The organism is Dietzia sp. DQ11-38-2 (assembly GCF_014145055.1).
Lineage (GTDB): Bacteria > Actinomycetota > Actinomycetes > Mycobacteriales > Mycobacteriaceae > Dietzia.
On the sequence record NZ_JAALDW010000154.1, the window covers coordinates 1 to 4212 of the forward strand.

At 69.4% G+C, this 4212-nt stretch carries 3 protein-coding genes and 1 pseudogene; 2 read left to right on the forward strand and 2 right to left on the reverse strand.

Features of this window, described 5'->3' with window-relative positions; translation table 11 throughout:
* The first annotated feature begins 239 nt into the window (after positions 1–239).
* Together G6026_RS06105 and G6026_RS06110 are read left to right on the forward strand one after the other, a co-directional pair.
* Positions 240–656: a carboxymuconolactone decarboxylase family protein gene (locus G6026_RS06105; RefSeq protein WP_182612559.1), complete on the forward strand. Its 417-nt coding sequence runs from the start codon at positions 240–242 to the stop codon at positions 654–656.
* 67 nt (positions 657–723) lie between these two features.
* A complete protein-coding gene (locus G6026_RS06110; RefSeq protein WP_182612561.1) occupies positions 724–2358 on the forward strand; it encodes a long-chain fatty acid--CoA ligase in 1635 nt (544 codons plus the stop codon).
* Positions 2359–2525: 167 nt separating this feature from the next.
* Here G6026_RS06110 and G6026_RS06115 read toward each other — a convergent pair whose 3' ends face one another.
* On the reverse strand, positions 2526–3896 hold the full coding sequence (locus G6026_RS06115; protein WP_182612563.1) for a cytochrome P450: 1371 nt from the start codon (positions 3894–3896) through the stop codon (positions 2526–2528).
* 127 nt (positions 3897–4023) lie between these two features.
* Positions 4024–4212: pseudogene (locus tag G6026_RS06120) on the reverse strand (DNA alkylation response protein); the annotation flags it as partial.

Consider the following 4212-nt stretch of genomic DNA (forward strand, 5'->3'; position numbering starts at 1 on the left):
ACCTGGCTCGCCCGCCCGGGGCGGGATCACAGTTGCGCGGACAGCGTCGGACTCACACCGACTTCCGCCGGGTACCACGGGTGTCCGGCAGGGAGCCGGACCCTCCGAGGGTATCCGACCACCGGGTCGACGGCAGGATGGGCCATGACCGCGCCCGGACACGCCGGGTGTCACGCAGCGGCGGCCACACTGCAGCGGCTACACGGCGGCGGCCACGCACCGACGGGAAGGATCACCAGATGACGACGACGACAGGTTCAGGCGAGGGGCCCACGGCCGAGGATCTGCGGGCCCGGGGATTCGCGATCCGACGTGAGGTGATGGGCGACGACTTCGTGGACCGCGCGATGGGCCGGGCCGAGGGCACCGCGTCCGAGGCCATCCAGCACGTGGTCACCGAGAACGTGTGGGGCAACATCTGGTCCCGCCCGGGGCTCGGACGGCGGGACCGGAGCCTGCTGAACATCGGCATGCTCGTGGCGTTGCGGGCGAACGCCGAGTTGGCCGGCCACGTGCGCGGAGGGCTGACGAACGGCCTCACCCGCGAGGAGATCACCGAGGCCGTCATCCACGCCTCGGGATACTGCGGTGCGCCGGCGGCCCTCTCGGCCATGAAGACGGTCCAGGAGGTCTTCGACGCGGTGGACGACAGGTAGGGTCGCGTCCAGAAGTGACCCCTGACACCCCCTGATACCCGACACCCCCTGAACAGGAGCCCCTCGCATGCGCAGCACCATGCAGCCGGAACAGCTGAACATCAGCACCATCCTGACGTTCGGCGCGACCGTCCACGCGGACGCGGTCATCACCACCTGGACCGATCAGGGCCCCCGCAAGATCACGTTCGGGGAGCTGGGCCGGCGCGCCGCGCAGCTGGCCAACGCCCTGCGGACGCTGGGGATCGACGCGGATCAGCGCGTCGCGACCTTCCAGTGGAACAACTCCGAGCACATGGAGGCGTACCTGGCCATCCCGTCGATGGGCGCGGTACTCCACCCCCTGAACATCCGGCTGTTCCCCGACCAGCTCGAGTTCGTGGCCAACCACGCCGAGGACAAGGTCGTGATCGTCGACCCCAGTCTGATCCCGCTCCTGCAGCCCCTGCTGCCGCGGTTCTCGACGGTCGAGCACGTGATCGTCACCGGTGGCGGCGCGGCGAACCTCGAGGCCCCGGAGGGCGTGCAGGTGCACGACTACGAGGAGCTGCTGGCCGCACAACCCGCCGAGTTCGAGTGGCCCGAGGTCGACGAGAACTCCGGCGCCGCGATGTGTTACACCTCGGGCACCACGGGTGATCCGAAGGGCGTCGTCTACTCGCACCGGTCCATCTACCTGCACTCGATGCAGGTCTGCATGTCGGACGGGATGGACATCTCGCTCGACGACAACGTGCTGGCGATCGTCCCCATGTTCCACGCGATGTCGTGGGGCCTGCCGTACGCGGCGTTCCTGGTGGGCGCGTCGCTGCTCATGCCCGAGCGCTTCCTCCAGCCGGAGCCGCTGGCCGCGATGATCGCCTCCGAGCGTCCGACGCTGGCCGCCGCCGTCCCCACGATCTGGCAGGCCGTGGACGCCTACTCGGTCGATCACCCCATCGACATGTCGAGCTTCCGCGCCGTCGTGGTGGGCGGCAGCTCCTGCCCGCCCGCGCTGATCCGCAAGTTCAAGGAGAACTACGGGATCGACATCATCCACGCGTGGGGCATGACGGAGACCTCGCCCCTCGGAACCCTGTCGCGGCCGAAGGCGAACCTGCCGGAGGAGACGCAGTTCGAACTGCGCACCACGCAGGGCCGGTTCATCGCGGGGGTCAAGGCGCGGATCGTCGACGACGCCGGTCAGGAAATGCCCTGGGACGGCGAGTCCGTCGGTGAACTCGAGGTGCGTGGACCGTGGATCACGGGCAGCTACTACAAGGTCGACAGCTCGGACTCCTTCGATGACGGCTGGCTCCGCACCGGCGACGTCGGCTACATCCGTCCCGAGGGGTTCCTGCAGCTGACGGACCGAGCCAAGGACATCATCAAGTCCGGCGGCGAGTGGATCTCCTCTGTCGAGGTGGAGAACTACCTCCTCGAGCACCCGGCCGTGGCCGAGGCGGCCGTGATCGGCATCCCCGACCCCAAGTGGGACGAGCGTCCGCTGGCCACCATCGTGGTCAAGGAGGGGGTGGCCGATCCCGACGTCGAGGATCTGCGCTCGCACCTCGAGAGCCGGATGGCCAAGTGGCAGGTGCCGGAGAAGTTCGCGTTCGTCGACGAGATCCCCAAGACCTCCGTCGGCAAGCTCGACAAGAAGCGCATCCGCGTCTCGCACTCCGACGGCGAGCTCACCGTGGTCAACGCGCTGGAGAAGTAGCCCACTCCCGCCGCGTGGTCACACTCGCTCACGTTCTCCCAGGAGACCGTGCCGGAATCTCGATGTTTGTGACCACTCGGCGGTTCGCGAGGGTGGGGGCGGTTCGCGGGTCGCGGCGAGTGCGGCGGGCGGGTCCCGCGCGGGGCGGTCGAATCGGCCGGGTCGGCTCAGCCGGCGCGGGCCGGCGTGAGCGGCCGCAGGGATACCGGGAGCCCGTCCCCGGGGAACGGCAGCGAGTCGTTCTTCATGGGCGGGACGTAGTCCAGCGGCACGGACCACTCGAAGTGCCGCAGCAGCGCGCTGAGGACGAGCTTGGACTCGAGGTTGGCGAAGATCATGCCGAGGCACTTGTGGACCCCGCCGCCGAAGGGCTCCCAGGCGTAGCGGTGTGACTTGTCCTCGCGCCTGCCCTCGGTGAACCGCTCGGGGTCGAAGATCTCCGGGTCGGTCCAGTACTCGGGCATGTGGTGCGACAGGAGCGGCATCACCGAGACGAGCCGGCCCTCGGGGATCGCCACGCCGAGCACCTCGGTGTCCTTGACCGCCCGGCGCGCCAGTACCGGCACCGGCGGGTGCAGCCGCAGCGTCTCCTTCATCACCAGGTCCAGGTCGGTGAGGCCCTCCAGCTCGGCGAGGGTCGGCGAGGGGCCCAGTTCCAGACACTGTCTCCGACAGCGCTCCTGCCACTCCCGATCGCGCCCGAGTTCGTAGACCATCGAGGTCACGGTGCTGGTCGTGGTGTCGTGCGCGGCCATCAGCAGGAAGATCATCTGGTTGATGATGTCGTCGTCGTCGATCCCGCCGGAGGCGTCGGCCACCTGACACAGGGCCGAGAACAGGTCCTCGCCGGGGTCGGCACGGCGGGCGGGCAGGTGACGCCGGAGGAACTCCTCCAGCAGACGCCGGCCGCGGGTCGCGCGACCCCACTTGGTGAACGGCAGGGGAGCGGTCGAGCGGATGTAGCCGTTGGCGGCCTGCACGCAGTCCACGAACGCGATGTTGACCCGCTCGATCTCCCCGGGTCGGGCGTATTCGGCGCCGCCCATGAACACCTCGGTGGCCAGATCGAGCGTGTGCGACTTGAGGGCGGGGTAGATCTCGAACGCCCGATCGGGGGTCCAGCTCGAGATCCCGCGCTCGACCAGCGGGGCCAGGGTACGGGCGTATCCCTCGAGCCGGGGGCGGGTGAACGCCTCCTGCATGAGGTGCCGGTAGTGGTGGTGCTCGGCGAAGTCCAGCAGCATCAGCCCGCGGTCGAAGAACGGGCCGACGAGGTAGCCCCAGCCGGGGCCGTTGGCGAACGCCTTGTCGGCGTTCTGCAGGGCGATCTGGCACGCGTCGGGGCCGAGCAGCGCGGTCCAGGTGGAGCCGAGGAAGCTCAGTTCGGAGACCGGCCCGTGGTCGCGGTACCGGCGGGCCATCGTGGCCAGTGGATTCTCGACGTACTCGAGGGTCCCGCCCAGGATCGGCAGGTGGGAGCGGAGGGGGGCCGGGCCCGGCCGGTAGACCGGGTCACGTGGATCGCCGTCGATTGACATAGTGCACCTCTTTGTCGGGGTCCCTCCAGTCTGTGACCTCTCTCACGCGACTGTCAGCCGAATAGCGAAACTGGCGGTTTCGTTTCTCCCCGCCGTGGCGGTAACGCGGTGGTGGCAGATGCGGTACTCAGGCGCGGGCGACCAGTGCCGCCACGTCCACCCCGTCGGGAAGCGCGCCGTACTCGGCCGAGCGATCATCACCGAGCCTGGCCAGGCAGAACGCCTCGGCGACCGCTGCCGGGGCGTGGGCGAGCAGGACCGCGCCCTGCTGGCCCAGGGCCATGGCCTCGACGAGGCGCCGGGCGATCGCGGGGGC